Below are 24,957 nucleotides of genomic sequence, written 5' to 3'. Positions count from 1 at the left end.
ACGAGTGCCTTCTAGCAGCATGAACCGGCGATTGCCAGTTGCGATGCGGACAGCCACCGGCCATGGCGGACGCCGTTTGCAATCACCCGCCCCATGCATACATATGGCCGATCGAAATCACTCGTACCGCGCGCCAATCGCCTTATCGGGATCGCGCGAATCGGAGCTAAAAATGTCGAATGAACTGAGCATGCACGCCACGACCATCGTGACGGTGCGCAAGGGCAACAAGGTGGTGATCGCCGGCGACGGCCAAGTCAGCCTTGGCCAGACCATCATGAAAGGCAACGCCAAAAAGGTGCGCCGCATCGGCAAGGGCGGCAATGTCATTGCCGGTTTCGCCGGCGCCACGGCGGACGCCTTCACCCTTTTGGAGCGGCTGGAAGCCAAGCTCGAACAATATCCGGACCAGTTGACGCGCGCCTGCGTCGAGCTCGCCAAGGACTGGCGCACCGACCGTTATCTGCGCCGGCTGGAAGCGATGATGCTGGTGGCCGACAAGTCGGTTTCGCTGGCGCTCACCGGCACCGGCGACGTGCTGGAGCCCGAATTCGGCGTCATGGCCATCGGTTCCGGCGGCAACTATGCGCTGGCCGCTGCCCGCGCGCTGATGGATAGCGACAAGGATGCCGAGGAGATCGCCCGCAAGGCGATGCAGATCGCCTCCGACATTTGCGTCTACACCAACAACAACTTTGTTGTCGAAACGCTCGATGCCGGCTAACCCGCCGGTGCTCTATAATTTTCGACCGGTTACAGAAAAAGACCTGCCGATGATCGCCGGCTGGCTGGCCGAGCCGCATGTCGCCGAATGGTGGGACGATCCGGAGACGGAAATCGCCGAAATCGGGGAGCACATCGACTCTATTTCTGTAGAGCCGCTGATCGTCGAGCTCGACGGCAGGCCGATCGCCTATCTGCAGAGCTACGATCCGCATCTGGAAGACGGCCATCCCTATGCCGACCAGCCGTTCGGCACGCTCGGCATCGACCTGTCGATCGGCGTGCCGGACCTGGTCGGCAAAGGTCATGGCTCGGCGATCGTCAGGCAATTCGTCGAGCAATTGTTCGAGGAAGGCGCGCCGCGCGTCATAATCGATCCGCATCCCGACAATGGCCGCGCCATCCGCGCCTATGAAAAGGCGGGCTTCAGGGCTATCGGTCGCAGACACTCTAGATATGGGGACGTCGTGCTGATGGCTGTCGATGCCAAAGACAGCGACGCGGAAGAAGGGGAATGAGTTGATGGCGACACCGGGCACTGCCAAAAATTACTCGGCCTACGAAGACAGCTGGCGGATGGGGCTTCTGCTCGTGCTCGCTCTGCTCATCTTCCAAGCCGGGGCGCTTTACGGCATGGGCCGCACGCCGATCTGCACCTGCGGTTACGTCAAACTCTGGCACGGTGTGGTGAACAGTTCGGAGAATTCCCAGCATATTTCTGACTGGTACACCTTCTCGCACATCATCCACGGCTTCCTGTTCTACGCCTTGGCCTGGTTCCTGTTCCCGCGCTCGCCAATCGGTCTGCGCCTGGCTTTCGCCGTCGTCATCGAGGGCGGCTGGGAACTCCTGGAAAACAGCCCGTTCATCATCGAGCGCTACCGCGCCGGCACCATTTCGCTGGATTACTATGGCGATAGCATCATCAATTCGGTGTCCGACACGCTGGCCATGGTGCTGGGATTTGTGATGGCGCGAAAGCTACCTATATGGAGCATCGTCGGCCTCGCCCTCATCTTCGAACTGGGTGTCGGCTACCTCATCCGGGACAATCTGACGCTCAACGTGATCATGCTGCTGCATCCGTTCGAGTCCATCAAGCAGTGGCAAAGTGGAATTCAGTGATATGACCACCTTCTCTCCCCGTGAAATCGTTTCGGAACTCGACCGCTTCATCATCGGCCAGAAGGACGCCAAGCGCGCCGTGGCCATTGCCTTGCGCAACCGCTGGCGCCGCCAGCAGCTGGAAGGCCAGATGCGCGAAGAGGTGATGCCGAAGAACATCCTGATGATCGGCCCGACCGGCGTCGGCAAGACCGAGATCTCGCGCCGCCTGGCGCGACTCGCCGGTGCGCCCTTCGTCAAGGTCGAGGCCACCAAGTTCACCGAAGTCGGCTATGTCGGCCGCGATGTCGAGCAGATCATCCGCGACCTGGTCGAGATCGCCATCGGCCTGGTGCGCGAGAAGATGCGCGAGGACGTGAAGGCGCGCGCGCACCTCAATGCCGAGGAGCGCGTGCTGGAAGCCCTGGTCGGCAAGACGGCGAGCCCGGCGACCCGCGATTCCTTCCGCAAGAAGCTGCGCGACGGCGAGCTCGATGACAAGGAGATCGAGATCGAGGTTGCCGACACCGGCACCGGCGGCATGCCCGGCTTCGAGATCCCCGGCATGCCGGGCGCTAATATCGGCGTGCTCAACATCAACGACATGCTGTCGAAGGCGATGGGTGGCAAGAAGACCAAGGCGCGCAAGACGACGGTCAAGGAGTCCTACGCGCTGTTGGTCAACGACGAGTCCGACAAGCTGCTCGACCAGGACGAGGTGGTGCGCCGGGCGCTCGACGCGACCGAAAATGACGGCATCGTCTTCCTCGACGAGATCGACAAGATCGCCTCGCGCGAAGGCGGCATGGGCGCCGGCGTCTCGCGCGAAGGCGTGCAGCGCGACCTGCTGCCGCTGATCGAAGGCACGACGGTGGCGACCAAATACGGACCGTTGAAGACCGACCACATACTGTTCATCGCCTCGGGCGCCTTCCATGTCTCCAAGCCGTCCGACCTGTTGCCGGAATTGCAGGGCCGCCTGCCGATCCGTGTCGAGTTGCGGGCGCTGGAGAAGGACGATTTCATTCGCATCCTCACCGAGACCGAGGCCAGCCTCATCAAGCAGTATATCGCGCTGATGAAGACCGAAGGCGTCGACCTCACCTTCACCGACGATGCCATCGATTCGCTGGCCGGCATCGCTGTCGACCTCAACGCTAGCGTCGAAAACATCGGAGCGAGACGCCTGCAGACGGTGATGGAGCGCGTGCTGGACGAGATCTCCTACGACGCGCCCGACCGCAACGGCACCAGCGTCGCCATCGATGCCGCCTATGTGGAAAAGCATGTCGGCGACCTCTCGCGAAACACAGATTTGTCGCGATTCATCCTTTAAACGAGGGCGCCGGTTCATCCGGCGCCGGTATTAGAGCGCCGCGCGTCCTTTGGACACGCAAAGGTCGCTCTAGCAGTATTGAATCGACGCATCGGCCCAAAAATCGGTTTGGATCTTTGGGCCGATGCTTAGGCAACAATCCGGCTAACAGGTTGATGTGTGGCCGGATGGTATCATCGGGCCACCTTTCGTCTTGCCGGCTGCAAGGGCGCTCTCGACTCAACCCGGAGCACTCCCTAATTTGCGCGGCAATTCTCTAGACGCAATTCCGGACGGAAAACCGTTTCACACTTTTCCTGGAATTGCTTGGGCGGCGGCGCATGAAAAAACTGATCCTTGTCATTCTCGGCTTGACGCTGGCGGCGACGCTGTTCGCGGCTGACGCGGCGACATTGGTGCCGGCGGGCAACCGCAATGTCGTGCAGCCTGACATACCGGGCGCCTCCAGCCGCCGCACCCAGGCCACCAACACCACCTTCCAGGCCAAATACCGCAAGGTCTACGCCTTGCTTCAGAACGACGCCGAACTGCGCGCCAAGATCAGGAAGGCCGCCGCTGCCTACGGCATCAATCCTTTGCACATCGTCGGCGCCATCGTCGGCGAGCACACCTACAATGTCGACGCCTACGACCGGCTGCAGACCTACTACGTCAAGGCGATTTCCTACCTCTCCAGCAAGCTGTCCTTTGCCTATGACGGAGAGGACATCACCGATTTCGTGCAGCGGCCGGAATTCAAGAAGTGCACGATGTCGGACAGCTACGACCTGTGGGAATGCCGCGAGCAGGTGTGGAACCGCTCCTTCCGCGGCAAGACCGTCGGCGGCACAAGCTTTCCCAACGACCGCTTCGGCGCAACCTTCTTCCAGCCCTACTATGCCGGCCAGACCTTTGGCCTCGGCCAGCTCAACCCGCTGACCGCGCTGCAGATGAGCGATCTCGTGCACAAGGTGTCGGGGCTGCCCGAGCTCGATGTCGGCGATCCCAATGGGGTCTACAAGACCATCATGGATCCAGACCTGACATTGCCCTACGTCGCAGCGACGATCAGGAAGTCGATCGACGCCTACAAAAACATTGCCGGCTTCGACATCTCAGGCAATCCGGGGCTGACCGCCACGCTCTACAATGTCGGCAATCCCGAGCAGCGCGCCTATGCGCTGAAAGCAGAGAACGACAAGCGCCGCGCCGCGGGTGAGACGGTCAAACTGCCCGAGGAGAATTATTACGGCTGGCTGGTCAACGACAAGCTGGACGAGCTGAAGGCGCTGTTTTAGGGCTGGGGCCCTTTACCTCCCCCTTGTGGGGAGGTCGGACCAAAGGTCCGGGTGGGGGTCGGTGCCGCACCCCCGCCCCGCTGCTTCGCAGCGACCCTCCCCACAAGGGGAAGGGTAAAACTTACGCTGCCAGCAACGACTTCAGCTTCACATCCGGCGACCCCAACGCCTCCGGCGCGGGCTGTGCCCGTTTCGCGATCAGCATCTCGGCCAGCCTGATGTCGCGCGCCACGGCATTGCCCGTACCGAGGCCGCTCGCCGCCACCAGCCTGCCGTCCTCGGCCAGGTGAAACAGAATAAAAGCGCCGTCGCCGAGATCGCGACGCACCGCGGTGTGGCCCTCGTCCGAAAGGCCGGCGATCTGCAGCGACAAACCATACTGATCCGACCAGAACCATGGCACCGCGGCATGCGCTTCGCGGGCACCCAGCATGTTCTTCGCGGCCAGCGCACCCTGTTCCTGCGCATTGCGCCAGGCTTCCAGCCGCACCCGCCGGCCAGCATAGACAGCGAGCGGAAACGAGCAGCAGTCGCCGGCGGCAAAGATGTCGGGATCGATTGTTTGGAGTTCGCCATTGACGGCGATGCCGTTATCGACGGTCAGGCCCGCTTCCGCGGCAAGCCCGGTCACCGGCACGGCGCCGATGCCGATGACGGCGAGATCGGCGACGATGTCCTGCCCATCGGCGAGCATGATGTGCACCTCAGCGCCGTCGTCGGCGATATCAGCGATGCCCTGACCGGTGAGCACGGTCACGCCTTCGGCCTCATGCGCCTGATGGATGATTTCAGCGATCTCCGCCGGCACCCCGCGCATGAGGATGCGCGGCTGCGCCTCAATGACCGTGACGCTGGCCCCGAGCTTGCGCGCCGAAGCGGCGAGCTCCAGGCCGATAAAGCCACCACCAATGATGGCGATGCGGTTTGCCGGGCTGAGGTGGGCACGAATGGCCAGCGCGTCGGCAAAGGTGCGGAGGTAGACGCAGCGCGACCCCAATCCCGGCATCGGCAGCTTGCGCGGTGTCGAGCCGGTCGCCAGCAACAGCTTGTCGTAGGGCAGGGCCGAACCGTCCGACAGCCGCACCATATGCGCCGGGCGGTCGATCGCCACCGCTTGAACGGAATGGATATGCCGGATCGATTTCTCGGCCAGAATTTCGTCGCTGGCGATCGTCTTGATCTCGGCCGCGTCGCTCGTCATTGCGTCCTTGGACAGGGGCGGCCGCTCATAGGGCAGATGGGGTTCGTCACCCACCAGCGTCACCGGCCCGTCATAGCCCAGCTCGCGCAGTGTCAGCGCTGCCCGCCCGCCGCACTCGCCGGCGCCAATGATGACCATTCCCGCCTGCATGGTCCTATCCGATCTGGATCAGCACTTTGCCGGCCTCGACCTTTACCGGATAGGTGGCGAGATTGACGCAAACCGGCGCGCCCCGTGCCGCCCCCGTCTTGTAATTGAAGCGGCCATTGTGCTTGGGGCACTCGATGATGTCGTCCATCACCAGCCCGTCGGCCAGATGCACCTTTTCGTGCGTGCACAGGCCATCCGTGGCGAAATAATCGTCGTCAGGGCTGCGATAGATGGCGAAGGTGCGGCCGCCATGGTCGAAGCGCATCACATCTTCTTCGTCGATGTCGCCGGCGGCGCAGGCCTCGATCCAGTCGCTCATGTGTTCCTCCCAAAAGCAATTCCAGGAAAAGTGCGTTGCGGTTTTCCGTTCGGAGTTGCGACAAAACAAAAGCTTAATCGCGCGATCATTCCGCCGCGGCGGCGACGGCGTCGTTGTGGAGTTCCTCGCGATAGGGCCGCGCCGTTGGCGGCAGTTCGCGCTTGAGGAAATAGTCCTCGTTGCGCAGCTGGCGCAAAAAGGCCGGGATCATCTCGCGGTAGCCGGCCAGGATCGACGGCGTCGGCGCCGGCAGATCGTGCTTGATCAGCGCATGCAGTTTAGGCAGCGCATGATAGGGCACCATCGGGAACATGTGGTGTTCGACGTGATAGTTCATGTTCCAGTAGATGAAGCGGCTGACCGGGTTCATGTAGACGGTGCGGCTGTTCAGCCGGTGGTCGATGACATTTTCCGCCAGCCCGCCATGCTGCAGCAGGCCGACCATGACATGATGCCAGGCGCCGTAGAGCCGGGGCAGCCCGACCAGCATCAGCGGCAGCCATGAACCGAAATAAAGCGCCAGCGCGATCGTCACGGCATAGATCGCCGTCCAGATGCGGGCGATGCGAATGGCCTTAGGCTGCTCCTGTTCGGGGATAAAAGTCTTTTCCGCCGCGCTGATATTGCCGGCGGCATTGCGCAGCATGTCCGACATCGCATGCCAGGCATCCAGCACGCCGATAAAGCCAAGCGCGACCCGGAACAGATCCGGCGGCCGCATGACGGAGATTTCCGGGTCGCGGCCGACGATGATGGTGTCGGTGTGGTGGCGGGTGTGGCTCCAGCGCCAGGTCACCGGATTGCGCATGATCATGAAGCAGGCGATCTGGTAAACCGCGTCGTTCATCCACTGGGTGCGGAAGGCGGTGCCGTGGCCGCATTCGTGCCAGCGTGAGTCGGTGGAGGAGCCGTAGAGCACGCCATAGACGAAGAAGAACGGCACGCACCACCAGCTGCCCCAGAACCAGGCGCCGCCGGCGGCACTCAGGATCAGCGCGGCCAGCCAGATCGCGGTGTCGCGGATCGCCGGCCCGTCGGAGCGCTGCATCAGCTCCTTCATCTGCTTGCGCGGAATATCGGTGTGATACCACNTGATGGTATCGCGGATCGCCGGCCCGTCGGAGCGCTGCATCAGCTCCTTCATCTGCTTGCGCGGAATATCGGTGTGATACCACTCGGCCGCCGCCAGCCCGGTCTCGACGGCGAGCTTGGAATCGCGGCCCATCAGGCTGTAGTCGCGCCGAAACGGTAGTGTGGATAGTGTCGCTTCCATAGGGGCTGCCTCCGTCGGCCACAGCATCCGTCAGGACGGATATGTCCATTACAGGCGCTTGTGTCCGAGCGCAAAATAGCGCCATGCGGTGATAGTCTCAATATCACAAAGATAGTTTCTATCATTTTCCATCAGAACGATGTAAGCAGTTGCAGGCACTCATGCGGGACAGTCATGGCAAAACGGCCAACCATCACCGATCTGGCGCGCATCTCCGGCGTTAGCGTCGCCACTGTCGACAGGGTGCTGAACAACCGGCTGCCGGTGCGCGAGGAAACCGCGCGCCGCGTCTATGAGGCGGCGACCGGCATCGGCTACCACGCCGCCGGGCTGATCAAGCGGCGCATGCGCCAGGAATTGCCGGAATACCGCCTCGGCTTTCTGCTGCTGCGGGGCAATGATGTTTTTTACGGCGATTTCGCGAGGGAGCTAGAAATGGCGGTCTCGCAATCGCAGCGCTTCCGCGGCGTCGCCACCATCGATTTCGCCAGCTCGCTAGCCGCCGACGAGATCGCCGCCCAGATGCGCAAGCTGGCAGCGAAATCCAGAGCAATCGCCGTTGTCGGTCCGGACCATCCGACGCTGACGGCGGTCGTGGAGTCGCTGAAAGCGAGGGGGCAACCTGTCTTCTCGCTGCTGTCCGACTTTGCCGCTGGCATCCGTGAGGGATATGTCGGCCTCGACAATCGCAAGGTCGGTCGCACCGCGGCCTGGATGATCGCCAGGGCGGCAAAGAACCCCGGCAAGGTCGCCCTTTTCGTCGGCAGTCATCGCTTCCACGGCCATGAACTGCGCGAGATCGGATTTCGCTCCTTCTTCCGCGAACATGCGCCGGACTTCACGGTGATGGAAACGCTGGTCAATCTGGAAGCCAACCAGGTCACCCACGATGCGATGATCGATCTCCTGGTGCGGTATCCGGATCTTGCCGGCTGCTATGTCGCCGGCGGCGGCATGGAAGGCGCGGTCTCGGCGCTGCGCGCAGCGAAGCCCGCAAACATGCCGGTGGTCGTCTGCAACGAGATCAACGCCGAATCGCGCGCGGCACTCGCCGACAACATCCTGACTATGGTGATTTCGACGCCGCTCGCCGCCTTGTGCCGCGAGCTTGTCGACCTGATGGCGCATTCCATCGAGGCCGGCGCCGCCAACGCGCCGGGCCAGACCTTTCTGCCCTTCGACATCTATCTGCCGGAAAATATCTAACGCGTTGCCGCGCCGACCCGTTCGGCGTGGGCTCTCCCGGCGATGATAGAATCTATCAGAGTCTGCCTTCAGACTCGGCCTGGGCCGCTGTCGGCCTTGATTCGACGTGAAATTGCGGCGCGGTGACCGAAAATCCGCTTTCCGACTTAGGAATCGCTCTTGACGTCTCGCGAAAAAATGGAATAAATATTTCATCAGATTGGTATTTTGGTTCTTTCGTTCCGGAACATCTGTTTCAAACTGGGAGCCTGGCGTTCCATCCCTTGGACAAAACGCCATACGGAACAGGAAGGCATCAGGGAGAGATTCCTCGGGCTATCGGGGATTCCGGGTAGATCGGTGCAGCCGGACACCAATGTGGAGGAGAAACACAATGAAGAAACTGATTTTGGGCGTCGCCTTTGCGGCGCTGATGAGTTCGTCCGCTTTTGCCGCCAAGGTCGGCGTGTCGATGGCCAAGTTCGACGACAACTTCCTCACCGTGCTGCGCAACGGCATGATCGAGCAGGCCAAGGGCATGAGCGGCGTGGAACTGCAGGTCGAGGACGCGCAGAACGACGTCGCCAAGCAGCTCGACCAGATCAAGAACTTCGCCGCCTCGGGCGTCGACGCCATCATCGTCAACCCGGTCGATACCTCGGCCACGCAGGCGATGTCGGACGCCGCCGCAGCCGCCAAGATCCCGTTGGTCTATGTCAACCGCCAGCCGGTCAATGTCGACACGCTGCCGGACAACCAGGCCTTCGTCGCGTCGAACGAGGCCGATTCCGGCACGCTCGAGACCAAGGAAGTCTGCCGCCTGTTCACCGAGGCCGGCAAGAAGGAGGCCAATGTCTATGTCATCATGGGCGAGCTTTCCAACCAGGCCGCCGTGCAGCGCACCAAGGACATCGAAGAGGTGATCGCCACGCCGGAGTGCAGCTTCATCAAGATCATCGACAAGCAGACTTCGAACTGGAACCGCGACGAAGCGCAGAACCTGATGACCAACTGGCTGTCAACCGGCAAGCCGTTCGACGGCGTCATCGCCAACAATGACGAAAGCGCCATCGGCGCCATCCAGGCGATGAAGGCCGCCAACATCGACATGAAGACGGTCGTCGTCGGCGGTGTCGACGCCACGCAGGACGCGCTTGCCGCCATGCAGGCCGGCGACCTCGATGCCACCGTGTTCCAGGATGCGGCCGGCCAGGGCGCCGGCGCTCTGGACGCAGCGCTGAAGCTCGCCAAGGGCGAGAAGGTCGAGCACAAGGTCTACGTGCCCTTCCAACTCGTGACGCCAGCCAACATCGACAAGTTCCTGAAGAAGAACTGAGCCGGCGACTCGTTCGACTAACGGAGCGGCGCATCAATCGCGCCGCTCCCGTTTCCCTCACCGCCCTTACGTGCGGGAGGGCAAATGCCGCCTCACGGAGGACAGACATGTCACAGACATCTCATGGCGTCGGCGGGGTCAGCTATGACGCGAAGAGGCGGACATGGCCGGCCGAATTCAACGTCTTCCTGGCGCTGGTCATTCTGGTCGTCATCTTCGAAATGATCGGCCGCATCTTTCTTGGCGACAGCTTCCTGTTCAACACGCGCGACAACGTCGCCGGGATCTTCAATGAGGCCCGCCTGCAGATCATCATCCTGCAGGTGTCGATCGTCGGCATCATCGCCATCGGCGTCACGCAGGTGATCATTTGCGGCGGCATCGACTTGTCCTCGGGCTCGATCGTCGGCGCCACCGCCATGATCGCCATGAGTTTTGCCCAGGTGGCGACGGTCAACGGCAACCCCAACCCCAAGGCGATGTTCCTGGCGCAAGGCTGGACCGACCTGCCGGTCATCGTGCCGGTACTAGTCGCCATCGGCTGTGGTCTGCTCGCCGGTCTCGTCAACGGCTCCTTGATTGCATACACGCGCATTCCGCCGTTCATCGCCACGCTCGGCATGATGGTGACCGCGCGCGGCATTGCCAAATGGTGGTCCAAGGGTCAGCCGATCTCGTTTCCGACCGAAAGTTTCGCTGGTATCGGCAAGGGCCTGATGCCGGTCATCATCTTCCTGTCGCTGGCGGTGCTGTTCCAGCTGATCATGACCTACACACGCTACGGCAAGCACTGCTACGCCATCGGCTCCAACGAGGATGCCGCGCGCATGTCGGGCATCAAGATCGCCAACCACAAGATCCTCGTCTATGTCATTGCCGGCATCCTCGCCGCGCTGGCCGCCGTCGTGCTCTCCTCCAAGAACCTGACAGCACAGTCCGGCATGGGCGTCATGTACGAGCTCGACGCCATCGCCATGGCGGTCATCGGCGGCGTCTCTTTGTCGGGCGGCCGCGGCTCGATCGTCGGCACCGTGATCGGCTCGCTGATCTTCGGCGTCATCATTTCCGGCTTCACCTTCCTGCGCCTCGACGCCTACTATCAGGAGATGGTCAAGGGCGTGATCATCGTCGGCGCGGTCGTTCTCGACCAATGGCGCCAGCGCATGCGGGCATTGAGGGCTTGACCATGCCAGATATCTCCACGACAGACATCGTCCTGAAGACCGAAAACCTGACCAAACGCTATGGCGGCGTCCATGCGCTGGAAGGCGCGAATTTCGAGCTGCGCAAGGGCGAGCATGTCGCCATCATGGGCGACAATGGCGCCGGCAAATCCACCTTCGTGCGCCAGATCACCGCCGTCGAGCAGCGCACCAGCGGCCAGATCTGGTTCGACGGCAGGGAAGTGAATTTTGCCGGGCCGATCGAAGCGCGCACGGCGGGCATCGAGACCGTGTTCCAGAATCTGGCGCTGGCCGACGATCTCGACGTGCCGTCGAACCTGTTCCTCGGCCGCGAAAAGGTGCTGTTCAATCTCGGGCCGTTCTCGATCCTCGACCGCAAATACATGCGCAAGGCGACCGAGGCGGCGCTGATCCGCACGGCAGTGAAAATCCCCAACCTCTCCAACACCATCCGTCACATGTCGGGCGGCCAGCGCCAGTGCGTTGCGATCGCCCGGACCGCGACCTTCGCCTCCAAGCTGATCATCATGGACGAGCCGACGGCAGCCCTTGGCGTGCAGGAGACGGCGCAGGTCGAGAACATCATCCGCACGCTGAAGGACAATGGCGAGCCGCTGATCCTGATCAGCCACAACATGCGCCAGGTGTTCGACCTGTGCGACCGCATCGTCGTCTTCCGGCGCGGCCGCATCGTCGCCAACCTGCGCAAGGAAAACACCGACGGCAACGACATCGTCTCCTACATCACCGGCGCCAAGACCGGGGAGGCGGAACTCGCGGCCTGAACAGGATGGTCATCCTGTTTTCTGGCGTGCTCGAAAAATTATCTTGCCACCTTTCTCAAAAGGAAGGTGGAGACACAACTCTCTCGAACCCATCCCCCTAGAGGAAATACCCCATGACTGTTCGTTTCGCCCTCCTCGGTGCCGGCCGCATCGGCAAGGTCCATGCCCACGCCGTCGGCTCCAACCCGCAGGCCAGACTGGTGGCCGTTGCCGACGCTTTTGAAAAGGCGGCGACCGAGTTGGCAACCGCCTATGGCGCCGAAGTGCGCACCATCGACGCGATCGAGAAGGCCAAGGACGTCGACGCCGTGGTCATCTGCACGCCGACCGACACCCATGCCGATCTGATCGAGCGTTTCGCCAAGGCCGGCAAGGCGATCTTCTGCGAGAAGCCGATCGACCTCGACGTCAAGCGTGTCGAGAAATGCCTGGCCGTGGTCGACAAGGCCAAGGCGACGCTGATGGTCGGTTTCAACCGCCGCTTCGATCCGCATTTCGCCGCCGTGCGCAAGGCGATCGACGACGGCGCCATCGGCAAGGTCGAGATGGTCACCATCACCTCGCGCGATCCAGGTGCGCCGCCCGTCGACTACATCAAGCGCTCGGGCGGCATCTTTCGCGACATGACAATCCACGATTTCGACATGGCGCGCTTCCTGCTCGGCGAAGAGGTGGTCGCGGTCAGCGCCCATGCCTCGGTTCTGGTCGACGAGAAGATCGGCGAAGCGGGCGATTTCGACTCTGTCAGCGTCATCCTCGAAACCGCGTCCGGCAAGCAGGCCGTCATCTCCAATTCGCGCCGCGCCACCTATGGCTACGACCAACGCATAGAGGTGCATGGTTCCAAGGGCATGGTCGCCGCCGAAAACCAGCGGCCGGTGTCGATAGAGGTCGCCAACGAGAAGGGCTATACCCGCCCGCCGCTGCACGATTTCTTCATGACCCGCTATCTTGACGCCTACGCCATCGAGATCGCCGCCTTCATCGCCGCCGCGACGTCGGGCAAAAAGGCATCGCCGAGCGGCGCCGACGGCCTCGTTGCGCTAAAACTGGCCGATGCGGCGCTGAAATCGGCGACATCGGGCAAGACCGTCCGCCTCGACAAGTAAGAACCGAAACCAGGGCACAGGAGCAGAGCGATGAGCACATCAGCCGATCGCAATTCGAACACGCGCGCCATCGTCACCGGCGGCGCGCAAGGCATCGGCTTTGCCGTTGCCGAGGCCTTGGCCGATGAAGGCTGCAAGGCGCTGGCGCTGATCGGCCGTTCGCAGGAGAAGGGCGACAAGGCTGTCGCCCACTTCAAGAAGGCAGGCGTCGATGCGATCTTCATCAGCGCCGACGTCTCGAAAGTGGCGGACTGCAAGCGCGCCGTGGCCACCGCCGTCTCGCATTTCGACACCATCAACGCGCTGGTCAACGCCGCCGCCACGTCCGCGCGTGGTTCACTTGTCGAAACTTCGGAAGAGGTGTTCGACCAGATTTTCCACACCAATGTGCGTGGTCCCTTCTTCCTGATGCAGGGCGTGGTGGCGCATCTGCTGGACAAGAAGGCGCCGGGCTCGATCGTCAACGTGCTCTCTATGTCGGCGCATTGCGGCCAGTCGTTCCTGGCGCCCTATTCATCGAGCAAGGGTGCACTGGCGACACTGACCAAGAACGTCGCCAACGCCTATCGCTCCAACCGCATCCGCTGCAACGCCGTTCTGCCGGGCTGGATGGACACCGAGGGCGAGGACATCGTGCAGAAGAAATGGCACGGCGCCTCCGACGACTGGCTGGCAAAGGCAGAGGCCGGCCAGCCGATGGGCCAACTGGTGAAGCCCGACCAACTGGCGCGGCTGATCAGCTACATGGCCAGCCCGCAATCCGGCGTCATGACCGGCTCGCTGGTCGACTATGACCAGAACGTCGCGGGGACCTCGCCGGAGTAGCTTCAAACCCTGTTGCAGCAACATCGCCATTCCCAGATAGTCATGATAGTCATGATAGTCACGAGGGATGCGATGCTAACGTCATCCAAAGGCACCAACTGGACGGTTGCCGGGGCAAAAGCCCGGCTCTCCGAGGTCATCGAGCGCGCACAGTCCTCGCCGCAGACAATCACCAAGAACGGCAAACCAAGCGTGGTTGTCGTCTCGGCCGAGGAATGGCAGCGCAAGATCGCACGCAAGGGTACGCTTGCCGAGTTCCTGCTGGACTCGCCGCTGCGCGGCGCCGATCTCGAGCTTGAACGTCAGCGCGACGAACCGCGTGACCTGCCGCTGTGAGACTGCTGCTCGACACGAATGTCCTGTCCGAGGTGACGAGGCCAGCGCCTGACGCACGTGTCCTGGGCTGGCTGGACGAGCTTGATGAGGACCGCTCCTTCATCAGCGTAGTGTCGATCGCCGAGATCCGGCGCGGCGTCTCTCTGATGGATGAGGGCCGCAAACGCGAGGCGCTGGCCGAATGGCTCGCCCGGGACCTGCCCCAGCGCTTCGAACAGCGGGTTTTGCCGGTGAACGATGCGGTTGCCTTGGCCTGGGGCGACCTGATGGGTCTTGCAAGCGCCGCGGTCGTGGTCTGTCGTCGATGGACGGCCTGATCGCAGCCACTGCGATTGCGCACGAGCTCACCTTGGCAACGTGCAATACGAAAGATTTCGAAGGCTTTGGGCTTGAACTCTTCGATCCCTGGACCGCATGAGCCGCTCCGCGTTATACGTGTTGGCGATTGGCGAACCGCCGGCACTTCGTCATCCACGGGCGGAGCAAGGAGCGTGGCGACGCAGCGCAGACCCGAGGATCCATGCCGCGACTTCAGAGCGCTGCTACGGTCCAGAATTCTGCTCCGCCGCAGTCCACGGCCCAGGTCACGGAATGGATCCCAGGGTCTCCGCGACGGAGCTTCGCTCCTGCTCCGCCCAGGGATGACGAAATCGCGAGGATTCGGCCCATCCCGAATTGTCTCCGCATACCCCACGTGACAAGCGCCTCGGCATCGACTATATGAGCCTCATGATCAACCTGACCGCCACCTATTGGTACTTTACGAGCTCGCTGGCGGCGGGAGGATTGCGCTCGATCTGAAGATTGCAGCAACAAGTCCGAACAGCCGCCAGACCTGGCGGCTTTTTTGTATCAGCCGGCAGGTCTCCTAAAAACAGGAGCAGAAAGCCGTGTTGACCACCACAGACGATCTTCGGGTCAAGGAAATCCGAGAATTGAGTACGCCGGACGAGGTGATGCGGGAGATCCCGCGCACGCTGACGGCAACGCGCACCGTGAGCGCATCACGCAACGCCACCCATGCCATCTTGAACGGCACCGACGACCGGCTGCTTGTCATCGTCGGCCCGTGTTCGATCCACGACCCGGTCGCGGCCGTTGACTATGCCAGCCGGCTAGTGGCGCTGCGCGAGACCCTGTCCGACCGGTTGGAGATCGTCATGCGGGTCTATTTCGAAAAGCCGCGCACGACTGTCGGCTGGAAGGGCCTTATCAACGACCCCGATCTCGACGGCAGCTTCAACATCGACAAGGGGCTGCGGATGGCGCGCAACGTGCTGTCGGCGGTCAACAATCTCGGCCTGCCCTCGGCCACCGAATTTCTCGACATGACGACGCCGCAATACATTGCCGACCTCGTCGCCTGGGGCGCCATCGGCGCGCGCACCACCGAGAGCCAGATCCACCGCGAACTGGCTTCCGGCCTGTCCTGCCCGGTCGGCTTCAAGAACGGCACCGACGGCAATCTCAGGATCGCCGCCGAGGCGGTGAAATCCGCCGCCCAGCCGCATCATTTCATGGCGGTGACCAAGGGCGGACGCAGCGGCATTGCGACTACTACCGGCAATGAGGACTGCCACGTCATCCTGCGCGGCGGCGTTCAGCCGAATTACGATGCGGCGAGCGTCGAGGCGGCCTCGGTCGAACTTGCCCGCATCGGCGTCGCCCCCCGTCTGATGATCGACGTCAGCCACGCCAACTCGAGCAAGAAGCCGGAGAACCAGCCGAAGGTGGCGGCCGATGTCGCCGGTCAGGTCGCGGCGGGCGACGAACGCATCATCGGCCTCATGATCGAGAGCAATCTCGTTGCCGGCCGTCAGGATGTCGTGCCCGGCAAGCCGCTCGTCTATGGCCAGAGCATCACGGATGGCTGCATCGATTGGGCGACCACAGAGACGGTGCTGCACGGCCTCGCCGGCGCCGTAGAATGGCGCCGCTCAGCCCGCCGCGCCATGATGGAGAACCGGCCGGGCGCCGCCTGATACGAGGCGATGCGCGGGAAGGACGCTGCGGCTCCCCTTGCACCCCGGCCACCGGTCTGCTAGATACTGAACCATATGGTTCAGTATGCCGACTTGGACTCCTCGTTCGCCGCGCTCTCGGACGCCACCCGGCGTGGCGTTNCTGAACCATATGGTTCAGTATGCCGACTTGGACTCCTCGTTCGCCGCGCTCTCGGACGCCACCCGGCGTGGCGTTCTGGAGCAGCTCGGACGCGCAGATGCTTCGATCACCGAGCTTGCCGGAAAGTTCCACATGACCCTCACGGGCATGAAGAAGCACGTCGGCGTCCTGGAGCAGGCGGGGCTCGTCACCACGCAGAAGGTTGGCCGCGTGCGGACCTGCAAGCTCGGCCTGCGCGGACTGGAGGAAGAGGCGGCCTGGATCGAGCGGCACCGCCTGCTCTGGGACGCACGCTTCAACGAGTTGGACAAGGTTGTCGAGGAATTGAAACGGAAGGAGAAAGCCGATGCGCCAAAGAACCGAGAGTGAGCCCACGAACAACCGCACGACGGTCGAACGGACGTCCGAGCGCGAGCTGGTCGTCACGCGAACAGTCAACGGTCCGGCGCGCATCGTGTTCGAGGCGTGGACCAAGCCCGAGCTGTTCAAGCAGTGGTGGGTGCCGAAGTCGATGGGCATGTTCCTGCGTTCCTGCGAGATGGATGCTCGTACAGGAGGCACGTACCGCCTGGTGTTCGGCCACGACGCCTCGGACCTTCACGAATTCTTCGGCAGGTATATCGAAGTGACACCGCACTCACGCCTCGTCTGGACCAATGAGGAAGGTGGTGACGGTGGACCCGTCACCACGCTGACCTTCGAGGAAAAGGGTGGCAAGACGCTGCTGGTCATGCACGAACTCTATCCCTCGAAGGAGGCTCTCGACGCGGCCGGTACCGGGGCGGCGGATGCGATGGGCGAGACGTTCGAGCAACTGGACGAGCTTCTCGTCGTCTTGGGCGCGAACGTGGGACGGTCATGACGTCGTCGATCTCGGGGACGCGGTTGCTGCCGCCCTCGACGACAAAGACCGGGATAGTGATCCGCAAGCGCAGCGCCGAGACGAAGAAACGCGGCGTCATCGCTTGATCGGGATCACGCCATCCTCAGCCCCTCCCAAGCCGTGAACACCGAGACCGCAAACAGCAGCAGTCCGGCCGCGCGGCCCGCAAAAGCGGTCGCCCGCGGGTTGGCCACCAGCAGATTGCGGCTGCGGCCGGCGGTGATGGCGAGCCCGCCATAGATCGCGGCCTGAGTCGCCACCGTCAGCAGGCCCATGACCGTCGCCTGCATCCAGATCGGGCCGTAATCCGGCTTCAGGAACTGCGGATAGACGGCAAATATGAAGAGATAGGCCTTCGGGTTGATCAGGCAGGTCACCAGTCCTTGGCGAAAGGCCTTCCAGGCCGTGCGGCTGCCGACGGGCCCGTCATGGCCGACGGTGATGGAACTGCGCATCAGCGAAATACCGATGAAGGCCATGTAGGCGGCGCCTGCTATCAGCAGCGGCTTGTACAGGATCGGTACGAAATGCATCAGCAGACCGACGCCGATGGCGCCGTTCAGCGTGTGCATGATGCCGCCGACCATGATGCCGCCCGTGGCGGCGAGGCCCCGGTCGCGGCCGCCGGTGAGCGCATTGGCCAGCACGAACAGCATGTCCATGCCGGGCACGATGATGATGCCGGACAGCAGGATAAAGAACAGCCAGAGATTTTCCGCGTAGCTCATGTCAGTTGCTTGTCGCTTCCTGCTGGGGTGCCGTGGAGGAATTTGTTGATTTTCAACCCAATAGGCAGTCCAATAAATCATCCCAACTGACGGGGATGTGTCAGTAGCGTTCATCAGGGAGAGGAAATGCGCAAGGCGTCGCGGCTGTTCGAGATCATCCAGATCCTGCGGCTGGCGCGGCAGCCGGTGACGGCAGCCATGATCGCCGGGCAGCTGGAAGTCACGATGCGTTCGATCTATCGCGACATCGCCGCACTGCAGGCAATGCGCGTGCCGATCGAAGGCGGGCGCGGTATCGGCTATATATTGCGGCCCGGCTTCGACCTGCCGCCGCTGATGTTTTCGATCGAGGAGATGGAAGCGATCGTCCTGTCGCTGGCGCTGCTGGAGCGCACGGGAGACAGCGAACTCAAGCAGGCGGCCAAGCGCGTCAGCGCCAAGATCGCCGGCGCCGTGCCGCCGCCGTTGCGCCAGGCGTTCGACGCCAACGCACTGCATGTCTGGGGGTTCGCAGCACCGGCAATCGGCACCATCGATCTGGCGCTGGTGCGCCGCGCAATCCGCGACGAGGAAAAGCTCGACCTGTCCTATCGCGACGAAATCGGCCGCGCCTCCGAGCGGCTGATCCGTCCGATCGCGCTGATCTACTATTCAGAAACCGCCAACATCGTCGCCTGGTGCGAATTGCGCCAGGCCATCCGCAATTTCCGCAGCGACCGCATCGCGGATTGCCGGGCGACCGGCCTGCGCTTCAAGGGCGAAGGCGATCGCCTGCGCCAGGTCTGGGTCAGTGGCTGGGAGGCGAACGCTGTCGCTGGCGGCTGAAGCGAGCGGGTTTACCGCACATCCACCCAGCGCTCTTCCTCGAACGACCTCGCCATCGCGTGCACGGTGCGCTCGATCTCCAGCCCTTCGGCAAATTCGATGACCCGTGCCGGCTTGCCGGCAAGCCGCGTCAGCAATTCGTGGCACTCGATGATCTTGAGGTCGTTGAAACCGAGCCCATGGCCCGGCGCCGGGAGGAAGGCGTCGTAAGGCTTGTGGTGCGGCGCCACCAATATGGTGCGGTAGCCCTGTTCGGTCGGGCGATCGGCGGTGACGTAGAGCTGGATTTCGTTCATCCTCTCCTGGTCGAACAGGATCGATCCCTTGGAGCCGAAAATCTGTATGGCGATGCGGCCCTTGCGGCCCCAGGCCGAGCGGTTGACCAGCAGCGTGCCGGCAATGCCGTTTTCCAGATGCATCAAAACGCTGGCGATGTCGTAGGTCTCCACCGCACGGCGGCCGCCGCTGGCCAGCTTGCGGTCGACATAGGGTTTGGCCATGTCGCAGATGACTTTTGCGACGCGGCCGAACAGCGTCGAGACCAGCGACAGCGGATGCACGGCGAAATCGTCGAGCGCGCCATAGCCGGATGCGGCCTCATGCTTCCAGAAGAACAGCGCTTCGGGGTCGGCCATGAAGTCCTCGTCCATCTCGATGCGCAGATGGTTGACCTCGCCGATGATCTTTTCCTCGAGCAGCGCGCCGATGTGGCGGATGGCCGGGCTCTGTATGTAGTTGTAACCAAGCGCTGCGACCTTGCCGGACTTCTTCGCCGCGGCCGCCATCGCCGCTGCTTCGGCAAAGCTCGGCGCCATCGGCTTCTCGCACCACAGATGTTTGCCGGCTTCGAGAATAGCGATGGCCATCTCCGGATGGAACTGATTGGGCGTGGTCAGCGAGACGATATCGACCTCGGGGTCGTTGACGACGGCACGCCAGTCGCCCGACGCCTTGGCGAAGCCGAACTCACCGGCCTTGCGCTTGGCCAGCTCCTCGTTGACCTCGCCGAGATGGACCAGCTTCGGCTTGGCGACATCGGGAAAGACGGCGCCGACGGCGCTCCACGCAATGGCGTGGCATTTGCCCATGAAACCCGTGCCGATAAGACCAACGCCGACCATTTCTTTCTCCCAATACCTGAAGCGATCGATGGATGAATTAGTCCATTTCTTCTCCGAATGGAATGTCTGCCTCATTTTTTATGGCCTTCTTGCGCAGGCTCGCTATGATGGGGCAGAGAGGACGTCACTTGAGTTAAAGAGAGCATGATGTCGTCCGAAAACCGCTGCACACTTTTCGGCATCATGCTCTAGATGAGCTTGGACGGGGCGACGATGGACGAACGGGTACCTCGCGACTTCGAGACGCTGCGCGCCACGATCCTCGATCGCCGTGAAACCTTGCCCAAGCGCATCGCCCAGATCGCCGCCTATGCGCTCGACAATCCCGATGACATCGCCTTCGGCACCGCCGCCAGCATCGCCGCTTCGGCGGGCGTGCAGCCGTCCACCTTGATCCGCTTTGCCCAGCAACTAGGCTTCGACGGCTTCACCAGCCTGCAGCAGGTGTTTCGCGAGCGGCTGCGCGAGCGCAATTCCTCTTATGACGAACGCCTGCAGGCGCTGCGCGCCAAGGCCGATGCGGGTGCTGGACACCGCGCCATCTTCGACGGCTTCGTCGCCGCCGCCAGCACTTCGCTCAACGACATCTCACGCTCGCTGGACGAGGCCCATCTGGAAGACGCAATTGCGCTGCTGGCCAAGGCCGAGACCATCTATGTCCTGGCCAAGCGCCGCTCCTATCCGGTGGCGAGCTACATCGCCTATGCGCTGGGCAAACTGAAGATCCGCAACCAGCTGATCGAATCCGCCGCCGGCCTCAATGCCGAAATGGTCGCCTTCGCCACCCCGGCGGACGCCGTCATCGCCATCAGCTTCTCGCCCTACGCACCGGCCACCATCGAGGAGGCCCGCACCATTTCCGAACAGGGCGTGCCGATCGTCGCCATCACCGACAGTTCGTTTTCGCCACTCGCCCAGTTCGCCAAGGTCTGGTTCGAGGTCGCCGAGGCCGATTTCGCCGGCTTCCGCTCGCTGTCGGCCACCATGGCGCTGGCCATGGCGCTCACCGTCGGCGTCGGCGAGAAGCGGCGCAGCACCGGAAAGAAGCGTAAGGCCTAGGCCGGCGCCCGGCGCTCGAATTCGCGGAGGAATGCTCATTCCATATTGACTATGGATTGGAATTATTATTTCATATTCCCGGCGCCACGCTGCCGCTCGCGCGTGTCCCCCAACTACGTTGCTCAAGACAACAAGACCGACGGGAGGTTCCAATGAGCGAAGCCATGGACGCCAAACAGGCGACGCTCGATGTCATCACCATCGGTCGCGCTTCCGTCGACCTTTACGGCCAGCAGATCGGCTCGCGGCTGGAGGACATCACCTCCTTCGCCAAATCGGTCGGCGGCTGCCCGGCCAACATCTCGGTTGGCACGGCGAGACTAGGCCTGCGCTCGGCGCTGCTCACCCGCGTCGGCGACGAGCAGATGGGCCGCTTCATCCGCGAGCAGCTCAGGCGCGAAGGCGTCAATGTCGATGGGCTCAAGACCGACCAGGAACGGCTGACGGCCCTGGTGCTGCTTTCGGTCGAGAGCGAAGGCGTCTCGCCAATGATCTTTTATCGCAGCGACTGCGCCGACATGGCGCTCGCCGAAGAAGACATCGATGAAGCCTTCATCGCCTCGGCCCGTTCCATCGTCGTCACCGGCACGCATTTTTCCCGGCCCAACAGCGACGCCGCCCAGCGCAAGGCGATCCGCATCATCAAGGCCAGGGGCGGCAAGGTGGTGTTCGACATCGACTACCGCCCCAACCTCTGGGGCCTCGCCGGCCATGCCGAAGGTTTTGAGCGCTATGTCAAATCCGACCGCGTCTCAGCCCAGCTGAAGACGGTGCTGCCCGATTGCGACCTCATCGTCGGCACCGAGGAAGAGATCATGATCGCCTCGGGCGCCGACGATTGCCTGAGCGCGCTGAAGACGATCCGCGCGCTGTCCAAGGCAACCATCGTACTGAAGCGCGGCGCCATGGGCTGCATCGTCTATGACGGGCCGGTCAGCGACGATCTGGAAGACGGTATCGTCGGCAAGGGCTTTCCGATCGAGATCTACAATGTGCTCGGCGCGGGTGATGCCTTCATGTCCGGTTTTCTGCGCGGCTGGCTCGGTGGCGAAAACCTGGCAANAGACGTGTGCTCTTCCGATCTATGTGCTCGGCGCGGGTGATGCCTTCATGTCCGGTTTTCTGCGCGGCTGGCTCGGTGGCGAAAACCTGGCAACGGCGGCGACCTGGGCCAATGCCTGCGGCGCCTTCGCCGTGTCGCGGCTGCTCTGCGCGCCGGAATATCCGACCTTCGAGGAGCTGCAGTTCTTCCTCAGGAACGGCAGCAAGCACCTCGCTTTGCGCAAGGACGAGGCGATCAGCCACATCCATTGGGCGACGACCCGCCGCCGCGACATCCCCTCCATGATGGCGCTCGCCTGCGACCACCGTGTGCAGCTCGAGGACGTCGCCGCCAGGACCGGCGCCGACCCGGCGCGCATCCGCGACTTCAAGGTGCTGGCGGTCAAGGCCGCGGTAAAAGTCGCCGCCGGCCGCGACGGCTATGGCATGCTGATCGATGAGAAGCATGGCCGCGAAGCGATGTTCGAATTCGCCCGCCACCCCTTTGCCTGGCTCGGCCGTCCCGTCGAACTGCCGGGCTCGCGGCCGCTGCGCTTCGAGTTCTCGCAGGACATCGGCTCGCAACTGGTGGAATGGCCGGTCGACCACTGCATCAAATGCCTGTGCTTCTATCACCCCGACGATCCGGCAGCGCTCAAGGAAGAGCAGCAGCAGAAGCTGCGCTCGCTGTTCGAAGCCGCGCGGAAGGTCGGCCGGGAGCTTCTGGTCGAGATCATCGCCGGCAAGCACGGCAAGCTCGACGAAACGACCATCCCGCGCGCCCTGGAAGAACTCTATGCGCTTGGCATCAAGCCGGACTGGTGGAAGCTCGAACCGCAGGCGTCGGCCGGCGCCTGGGCCAAGATCGAAGCGGTGATCTTGAAGCACGATCCCTGGTGTCGTGGCGTCGTGCTGCTGGGTCTCGAAGCGCCGCAGGACGAACTGGAAGCGGCCTTTGCCGCCACCGCCAAGGCGCCGATCGTCAAGGGTTTTGCTGTCGGCCGCACCATCTTCGTCCACGCCGCCGAACAATGGCTGGCGGGCAAGATGACGGATGACGAGGCTATCGCCGACATGGCCGCGCGCTTCGAACAGTTGACCGAAGCGTGGCTTGCCGCGCGTGGCCGTAAAGCAGCATAAAGGCGCGGCAAGAGGACTGCGGAGGAAAACACCATGAGCAAGACAATCCGCCTGACGATGGCGCAGGCGCTGACCCGCTTTCTGAGCAAGCAGATGANCCGAGATCGACGGCAGAAGAGTGCCCATCTTCGGCGGTGTGTGGGCGATCTTCGGTCACGGCAATGTCGCCGGCATCGGCGAGGCGCTGTACCAGCTGCGCGACGAATTGCCGACCTTCCGCGCCCACAATGAGCAGGCGATGGCGCATGCGGCGATCGCCTATGGCAAGGCCAATTTCCGCCGCCGCTTCATGGCCGCGACCTCTTCGATCGGCCCCGGTGCGCTCAACATGGTGACGGCGGCGGCGCTCGCCCACGTAAACAGGTTGCCCGTCCTGTTTTTGCCGGGCGATGTCTTCGCCAACCGCATCCCCGATCCGGTGCTGCAGCAGGCCGAGGACTTTTCCGACGGCACCGCGACGGTCAATGACTGCTTCCGTCCGGTGTCGCGCTATTTCGACCGCATCACCCGTCCCGAGCAGATCATCCCGGCATTGGCGCGGACCATGCAGGTGCTGACCGATCCCGCGGAATGCGGCCCGGTGACGCTGTCGCTCTGCCAGGACGTGCAGGCCGAGGCCTATGACTATCCCAAGAGCTTTTTCGCCGAGCGTGTCTGGCACCAGCGCCGGCCGCGTCCGGACCGGCATGAATTGGCGGCGGCGGTCACCGCGCTGAAGGGTGCGAAAAAACCGCTGATCATCGCCGGCGGCGGCGTGCTGTATTCGCAGGCTTCGGATGAACTGGCGAAATTCGCCGAGAGCGCCGGCATTCCGGTCTGCGAGACGCAAGGCGGCAAATCCTCGCTGCCCGACACACATCCGGTCAACATGGCGGCAGTCGGCGTCACCGGCACGTCCGCGGCCAACCGGCTGGCGGAAGAGGCCGATGTCGTGCTGGCGATCGGCACCCGCCTGCAGGATTTCACCACCGGCTCATGGGCGCTGTTCAAGAATTCCGGCAAGACCATCATCGGACTCAACGTGCAGCCTTTCGATGCCGGCAAGCATCGTGCGCTGCCGCTGGTCGCCGATGCGGCCGAAGGGCTCGCCGAACTCGGTGCTGCGCTGGGGAACTGGAAAGCACCGGCGACATGGACCGACAATGCGACCCAAGGCAAGAAGGCTTGGCAGGCCGAAGCCTCCAAGGTGACGGCGTCGACCAACGCCGCCTTCCCGTCGGACGCGCAGGTGATCGGCGCCGTGCAGCGCGCGCTGGGGTCCGGCGTGACCTTGCTGAACGCGTCGGGCGGCCTGCCGGGCGAGTTGCACAAGCTCTGGCAGGCAGGCGCGCCCGGCTCGTACCATGGCGAATATGGCTTCTCGACCATGGGCTACGAGATTGCCGGCGGGCTCGGCGCCAAGATGGCCAAGCCCGACCAGGAGGTCGTCGTCATGGTCGGGGACGGCTCCTACCTCATGATGAATTCCGAAATCGCCACGTCGGTGATGCTTGGCCTGAAGCTGACCATCGTGGTGCTCGACAACAGGGGTTATGGCTGCATCAACCGGCTGCAGATGGCCACCGGCGGCGCCAACTTCAACAACCTCCTGAAGGACGCGCGCCACGAGATCCTGCCCGACATCGACTTCGCCGCGCATGCGGCGAGCATGGGCGCTATTGCCGAGAAGGTGCCGTCGATCACCGGCCTGGAGACTGCGCTGCAAAAGTCGAAAACCAACGACCGCACCACCGTGTTGGTCATCGACACCGACCCGCTGATTTCCACCGATGCCGGCGGCCATTGGTGGGATGTCGCGGTGCCGGAAGTCTCCGCACGGCCGCAGGTCAACGCAGCGCGCAAAGCCTATGACGAAAAGCGGCAGATGCAGACAATCGGCGATTGATGCTAAGT

General features: G+C 63.0%; 23 protein-coding genes and 3 pseudogenes. 21 read left to right on the top strand and 5 right to left on the bottom strand.

Features of this window, described 5'->3' with window-relative positions; translation table 11 throughout:
- Positions 1–172 precede the first annotated feature (172 nt).
- The 5 genes from hslV (at position 173) to X771_RS156185 (ending at position 4,440) form a co-directional block, all read left to right on the top strand.
- The gene (hslV, locus tag X771_RS156165) at positions 173–724 is read left to right on the top strand and encodes an ATP-dependent protease subunit HslV (RefSeq protein WP_023672322.1); all 552 of its coding nucleotides are present in this window, start codon (positions 173–175) and stop codon (positions 722–724) included.
- Entirely contained in the window at positions 714–1,241 is a 528-nt protein-coding gene (locus X771_RS156170) for a GNAT family N-acetyltransferase (protein WP_023687418.1), read from the top strand. Before hslV ends, X771_RS156170 begins: the two co-directional genes overlap by 11 nt.
- Before the next feature lie 4 nt (positions 1,242–1,245).
- Positions 1,246–1,848, top strand: coding sequence for a DUF2585 domain-containing protein (locus X771_RS156175; protein WP_023687417.1), 603 nt, complete (start codon positions 1,246–1,248; stop codon positions 1,846–1,848).
- A gap of 1 nt (position 1,849) precedes the next feature.
- Positions 1,850–3,163: an ATP-dependent protease ATPase subunit HslU gene (gene hslU, locus X771_RS156180; protein WP_023672325.1), complete on the top strand. Its 1,314-nt coding sequence runs from the start codon at positions 1,850–1,852 to the stop codon at positions 3,161–3,163.
- A gap of 320 nt (positions 3,164–3,483) precedes the next feature.
- Positions 3,484–4,440, top strand: a complete 957-nt coding sequence (locus X771_RS156185) for a DUF1402 family protein (RefSeq protein WP_023687416.1) — start codon at positions 3,484–3,486, stop codon at positions 4,438–4,440.
- 121 nt (positions 4,441–4,561) lie between these two features.
- On the opposite strand, the gene X771_RS156190 is transcribed toward X771_RS156185, so the two are convergent.
- The 3 genes from X771_RS156190 to X771_RS156200 all read right to left on the bottom strand — a co-directional run bounded on the left by X771_RS156190 (position 4,562) and on the right by X771_RS156200 (position 7,254).
- Complete coding sequence (locus X771_RS156190) at positions 4,562–5,791, bottom strand: FAD-dependent oxidoreductase (RefSeq protein WP_031202515.1); 1,230 nt, start codon at positions 5,789–5,791, stop codon at positions 4,562–4,564.
- Between the two features lie 4 nt (positions 5,792–5,795).
- Positions 5,796–6,110, bottom strand: a complete 315-nt coding sequence (locus X771_RS156195) for a MocE family 2Fe-2S type ferredoxin (protein ID WP_023672328.1) — start codon at positions 6,108–6,110, stop codon at positions 5,796–5,798.
- An 85-nt stretch (positions 6,111–6,195) separates the two neighbouring features.
- Positions 6,196–7,254, bottom strand: a complete 1,059-nt coding sequence (locus X771_RS156200; protein WP_084566750.1) for a fatty acid desaturase family protein — start codon at positions 7,252–7,254, stop codon at positions 6,196–6,198.
- Positions 7,255–7,557: 303 nt separating this feature from the next.
- On the opposite strand from X771_RS156200, the gene X771_RS156205 reads away from it, so the two are divergent.
- From X771_RS156205 to X771_RS156250, 12 genes and pseudogenes are all read left to right on the top strand, one after another.
- On the top strand, positions 7,558–8,589 hold the full coding sequence (locus X771_RS156205; RefSeq protein ID WP_023684066.1) for a LacI family DNA-binding transcriptional regulator: 1,032 nt from the start codon (positions 7,558–7,560) through the stop codon (positions 8,587–8,589).
- A gap of 373 nt (positions 8,590–8,962) precedes the next feature.
- The gene (locus tag X771_RS156210) at positions 8,963–9,904 is read left to right on the top strand and encodes a sugar ABC transporter substrate-binding protein (protein ID WP_023684065.1); all 942 of its coding nucleotides are present in this window, start codon (positions 8,963–8,965) and stop codon (positions 9,902–9,904) included.
- 107 nt (positions 9,905–10,011) lie between these two features.
- A complete protein-coding gene (locus X771_RS156215) occupies positions 10,012–11,088 on the top strand; it encodes an ABC transporter permease (protein WP_023687413.1) in 1,077 nt (358 codons plus the stop codon).
- Between the two features lie 2 nt (positions 11,089–11,090).
- Positions 11,091–11,873: an ATP-binding cassette domain-containing protein gene (locus tag X771_RS156220; protein ID WP_027049093.1), complete on the top strand. Its 783-nt coding sequence runs from the start codon at positions 11,091–11,093 to the stop codon at positions 11,871–11,873.
- A gap of 113 nt (positions 11,874–11,986) precedes the next feature.
- On the top strand, positions 11,987–12,982 hold the full coding sequence (gene iolG / locus X771_RS156225; protein ID WP_023687412.1) for an inositol 2-dehydrogenase: 996 nt from the start codon (positions 11,987–11,989) through the stop codon (positions 12,980–12,982).
- Positions 12,983–13,012: 30 nt separating this feature from the next.
- Positions 13,013–13,807, top strand: coding sequence for an SDR family oxidoreductase (locus X771_RS156230; RefSeq protein WP_023687411.1), 795 nt, complete (start codon positions 13,013–13,015; stop codon positions 13,805–13,807).
- Between the two features lie 72 nt (positions 13,808–13,879).
- The gene (locus X771_RS156235) at positions 13,880–14,143 is read left to right on the top strand and encodes a type II toxin-antitoxin system Phd/YefM family antitoxin (protein ID WP_023687410.1); all 264 of its coding nucleotides are present in this window, start codon (positions 13,880–13,882) and stop codon (positions 14,141–14,143) included.
- Positions 14,140–14,561 (top strand): annotated as a pseudogene (locus X771_RS01000000164845) (type II toxin-antitoxin system VapC family toxin). Before X771_RS156235 ends, X771_RS01000000164845 begins: the two are co-directional and overlap by 4 nt.
- A gap of 257 nt (positions 14,562–14,818) precedes the next feature.
- Positions 14,819–14,944 (top strand): hypothetical protein, encoded by a 126-nt coding sequence (locus X771_RS1000000169710; RefSeq protein WP_280938682.1) that lies wholly within the window; start codon positions 14,819–14,821, stop codon positions 14,942–14,944.
- Between the two features lie 89 nt (positions 14,945–15,033).
- Complete coding sequence (locus X771_RS156240; protein WP_023687409.1) at positions 15,034–16,125, top strand: 3-deoxy-7-phosphoheptulonate synthase; 1,092 nt, start codon at positions 15,034–15,036, stop codon at positions 16,123–16,125.
- 151 nt (positions 16,126–16,276) lie between these two features.
- A complete protein-coding gene (locus tag X771_RS156245) occupies positions 16,277–16,636 on the top strand; it encodes a helix-turn-helix domain-containing protein (protein WP_023687408.1) in 360 nt (119 codons plus the stop codon).
- Positions 16,614–17,129 (top strand): SRPBCC domain-containing protein, encoded by a 516-nt coding sequence (locus X771_RS156250; RefSeq protein WP_023687407.1) that lies wholly within the window; start codon positions 16,614–16,616, stop codon positions 17,127–17,129. The genes X771_RS156245 and X771_RS156250 overlap by 23 nt, the downstream gene beginning before the upstream one ends.
- Before the next feature lie 113 nt (positions 17,130–17,242).
- On the opposite strand, the gene X771_RS156255 is transcribed toward X771_RS156250, so the two are convergent.
- Positions 17,243–17,878, bottom strand: a complete 636-nt coding sequence (locus tag X771_RS156255; RefSeq protein WP_023687405.1) for a LysE family translocator — start codon at positions 17,876–17,878, stop codon at positions 17,243–17,245.
- A 126-nt stretch (positions 17,879–18,004) separates the two neighbouring features.
- On the opposite strand from X771_RS156255, the gene X771_RS156260 reads away from it, so the two are divergent.
- Positions 18,005–18,703, top strand: coding sequence for a YafY family protein (locus X771_RS156260; RefSeq protein ID WP_023687404.1), 699 nt, complete (start codon positions 18,005–18,007; stop codon positions 18,701–18,703).
- 11 nt (positions 18,704–18,714) lie between these two features.
- On the opposite strand, the gene X771_RS156265 is transcribed toward X771_RS156260, so the two are convergent.
- Entirely contained in the window at positions 18,715–19,824 is a 1,110-nt protein-coding gene (locus tag X771_RS156265; protein ID WP_023687403.1) for a Gfo/Idh/MocA family oxidoreductase, read from the bottom strand.
- Between the two features lie 213 nt (positions 19,825–20,037).
- On the opposite strand from X771_RS156265, the gene X771_RS156270 reads away from it, so the two are divergent.
- The 3 genes and pseudogenes from X771_RS156270 to iolD all read left to right on the top strand — a co-directional run bounded on the left by X771_RS156270 (position 20,038) and on the right by iolD (position 24,949).
- Positions 20,038–20,883: a MurR/RpiR family transcriptional regulator gene (locus tag X771_RS156270; protein WP_023672343.1), complete on the top strand. Its 846-nt coding sequence runs from the start codon at positions 20,038–20,040 to the stop codon at positions 20,881–20,883.
- A 152-nt stretch (positions 20,884–21,035) separates the two neighbouring features.
- Positions 21,036–23,064, top strand: a pseudogene (gene iolC, locus X771_RS01000000164840) (5-dehydro-2-deoxygluconokinase).
- A 33-nt stretch (positions 23,065–23,097) separates the two neighbouring features.
- Positions 23,098–24,949: pseudogene (iolD, locus tag X771_RS01000000164835) on the top strand (3D-(3,5/4)-trihydroxycyclohexane-1,2-dione acylhydrolase (decyclizing)).
- The last annotated feature ends 8 nt before the right edge of the window (positions 24,950–24,957 follow it).

This window comes from Mesorhizobium sp. LSJC269B00, from assembly GCF_000502815.1.
Taxonomy (GTDB): Bacteria; Pseudomonadota; Alphaproteobacteria; order Rhizobiales; family Rhizobiaceae; genus Mesorhizobium.
The sequence above is the reverse complement of the archived record's forward strand: the minus strand, read 5'-3'. Positions and strand labels throughout refer to the sequence as shown.

Bases quoted from the DNA above. Each gene is read 5' to 3' on its own strand.
- hslV (WP_023672322.1), top strand. From the start codon at position 173: ATGTCGAATGAACTGAGCATGCACGCCACGACCATCGTGACGGTGCGC.
- X771_RS156170 (WP_023687418.1), top strand. From the start codon at position 714: ATGCCGGCTAACCCGCCGGTGCTCTATAATTTTCGACCGGTTACAGAA.
- X771_RS156175 (WP_023687417.1), top strand. From the start codon at position 1,246: ATGGCGACACCGGGCACTGCCAAAAATTACTCGGCCTACGAAGACAGC.
- hslU (WP_023672325.1), top strand. From the start codon at position 1,850: ATGACCACCTTCTCTCCCCGTGAAATCGTTTCGGAACTCGACCGCTTC.
- X771_RS156185 (WP_023687416.1), top strand. From the start codon at position 3,484: ATGAAAAAACTGATCCTTGTCATTCTCGGCTTGACGCTGGCGGCGACG.
- X771_RS156190 (WP_031202515.1), bottom strand. From the start codon at position 5,791: ATGCAGGCGGGAATGGTCATCATTGGCGCCGGCGAGTGCGGCGGGCGG.
- X771_RS156195 (WP_023672328.1), bottom strand. From the start codon at position 6,110: ATGAGCGACTGGATCGAGGCCTGCGCCGCCGGCGACATCGACGAAGAA.
- X771_RS156205 (WP_023684066.1), top strand. From the start codon at position 7,558: ATGGCAAAACGGCCAACCATCACCGATCTGGCGCGCATCTCCGGCGTT.
- X771_RS156210 (WP_023684065.1), top strand. From the start codon at position 8,963: ATGAAGAAACTGATTTTGGGCGTCGCCTTTGCGGCGCTGATGAGTTCG.
- X771_RS156215 (WP_023687413.1), top strand. From the start codon at position 10,012: ATGTCACAGACATCTCATGGCGTCGGCGGGGTCAGCTATGACGCGAAG.
- X771_RS156220 (WP_027049093.1), top strand. From the start codon at position 11,091: ATGCCAGATATCTCCACGACAGACATCGTCCTGAAGACCGAAAACCTG.
- iolG (WP_023687412.1), top strand. From the start codon at position 11,987: ATGACTGTTCGTTTCGCCCTCCTCGGTGCCGGCCGCATCGGCAAGGTC.
- X771_RS156230 (WP_023687411.1), top strand. From the start codon at position 13,013: ATGAGCACATCAGCCGATCGCAATTCGAACACGCGCGCCATCGTCACC.
- X771_RS156235 (WP_023687410.1), top strand. From the start codon at position 13,880: ATGCTAACGTCATCCAAAGGCACCAACTGGACGGTTGCCGGGGCAAAA.
- X771_RS156245 (WP_023687408.1), top strand. From the start codon at position 16,277: ATGGTTCAGTATGCCGACTTGGACTCCTCGTTCGCCGCGCTCTCGGAC.
- X771_RS156250 (WP_023687407.1), top strand. From the start codon at position 16,614: ATGCGCCAAAGAACCGAGAGTGAGCCCACGAACAACCGCACGACGGTC.
- X771_RS156255 (WP_023687405.1), bottom strand. From the start codon at position 17,878: ATGAGCTACGCGGAAAATCTCTGGCTGTTCTTTATCCTGCTGTCCGGC.
- X771_RS156260 (WP_023687404.1), top strand. From the start codon at position 18,005: ATGCGCAAGGCGTCGCGGCTGTTCGAGATCATCCAGATCCTGCGGCTG.
- X771_RS156265 (WP_023687403.1), bottom strand. From the start codon at position 19,824: ATGGTCGGCGTTGGTCTTATCGGCACGGGTTTCATGGGCAAATGCCAC.
- X771_RS156270 (WP_023672343.1), top strand. From the start codon at position 20,038: ATGGACGAACGGGTACCTCGCGACTTCGAGACGCTGCGCGCCACGATC.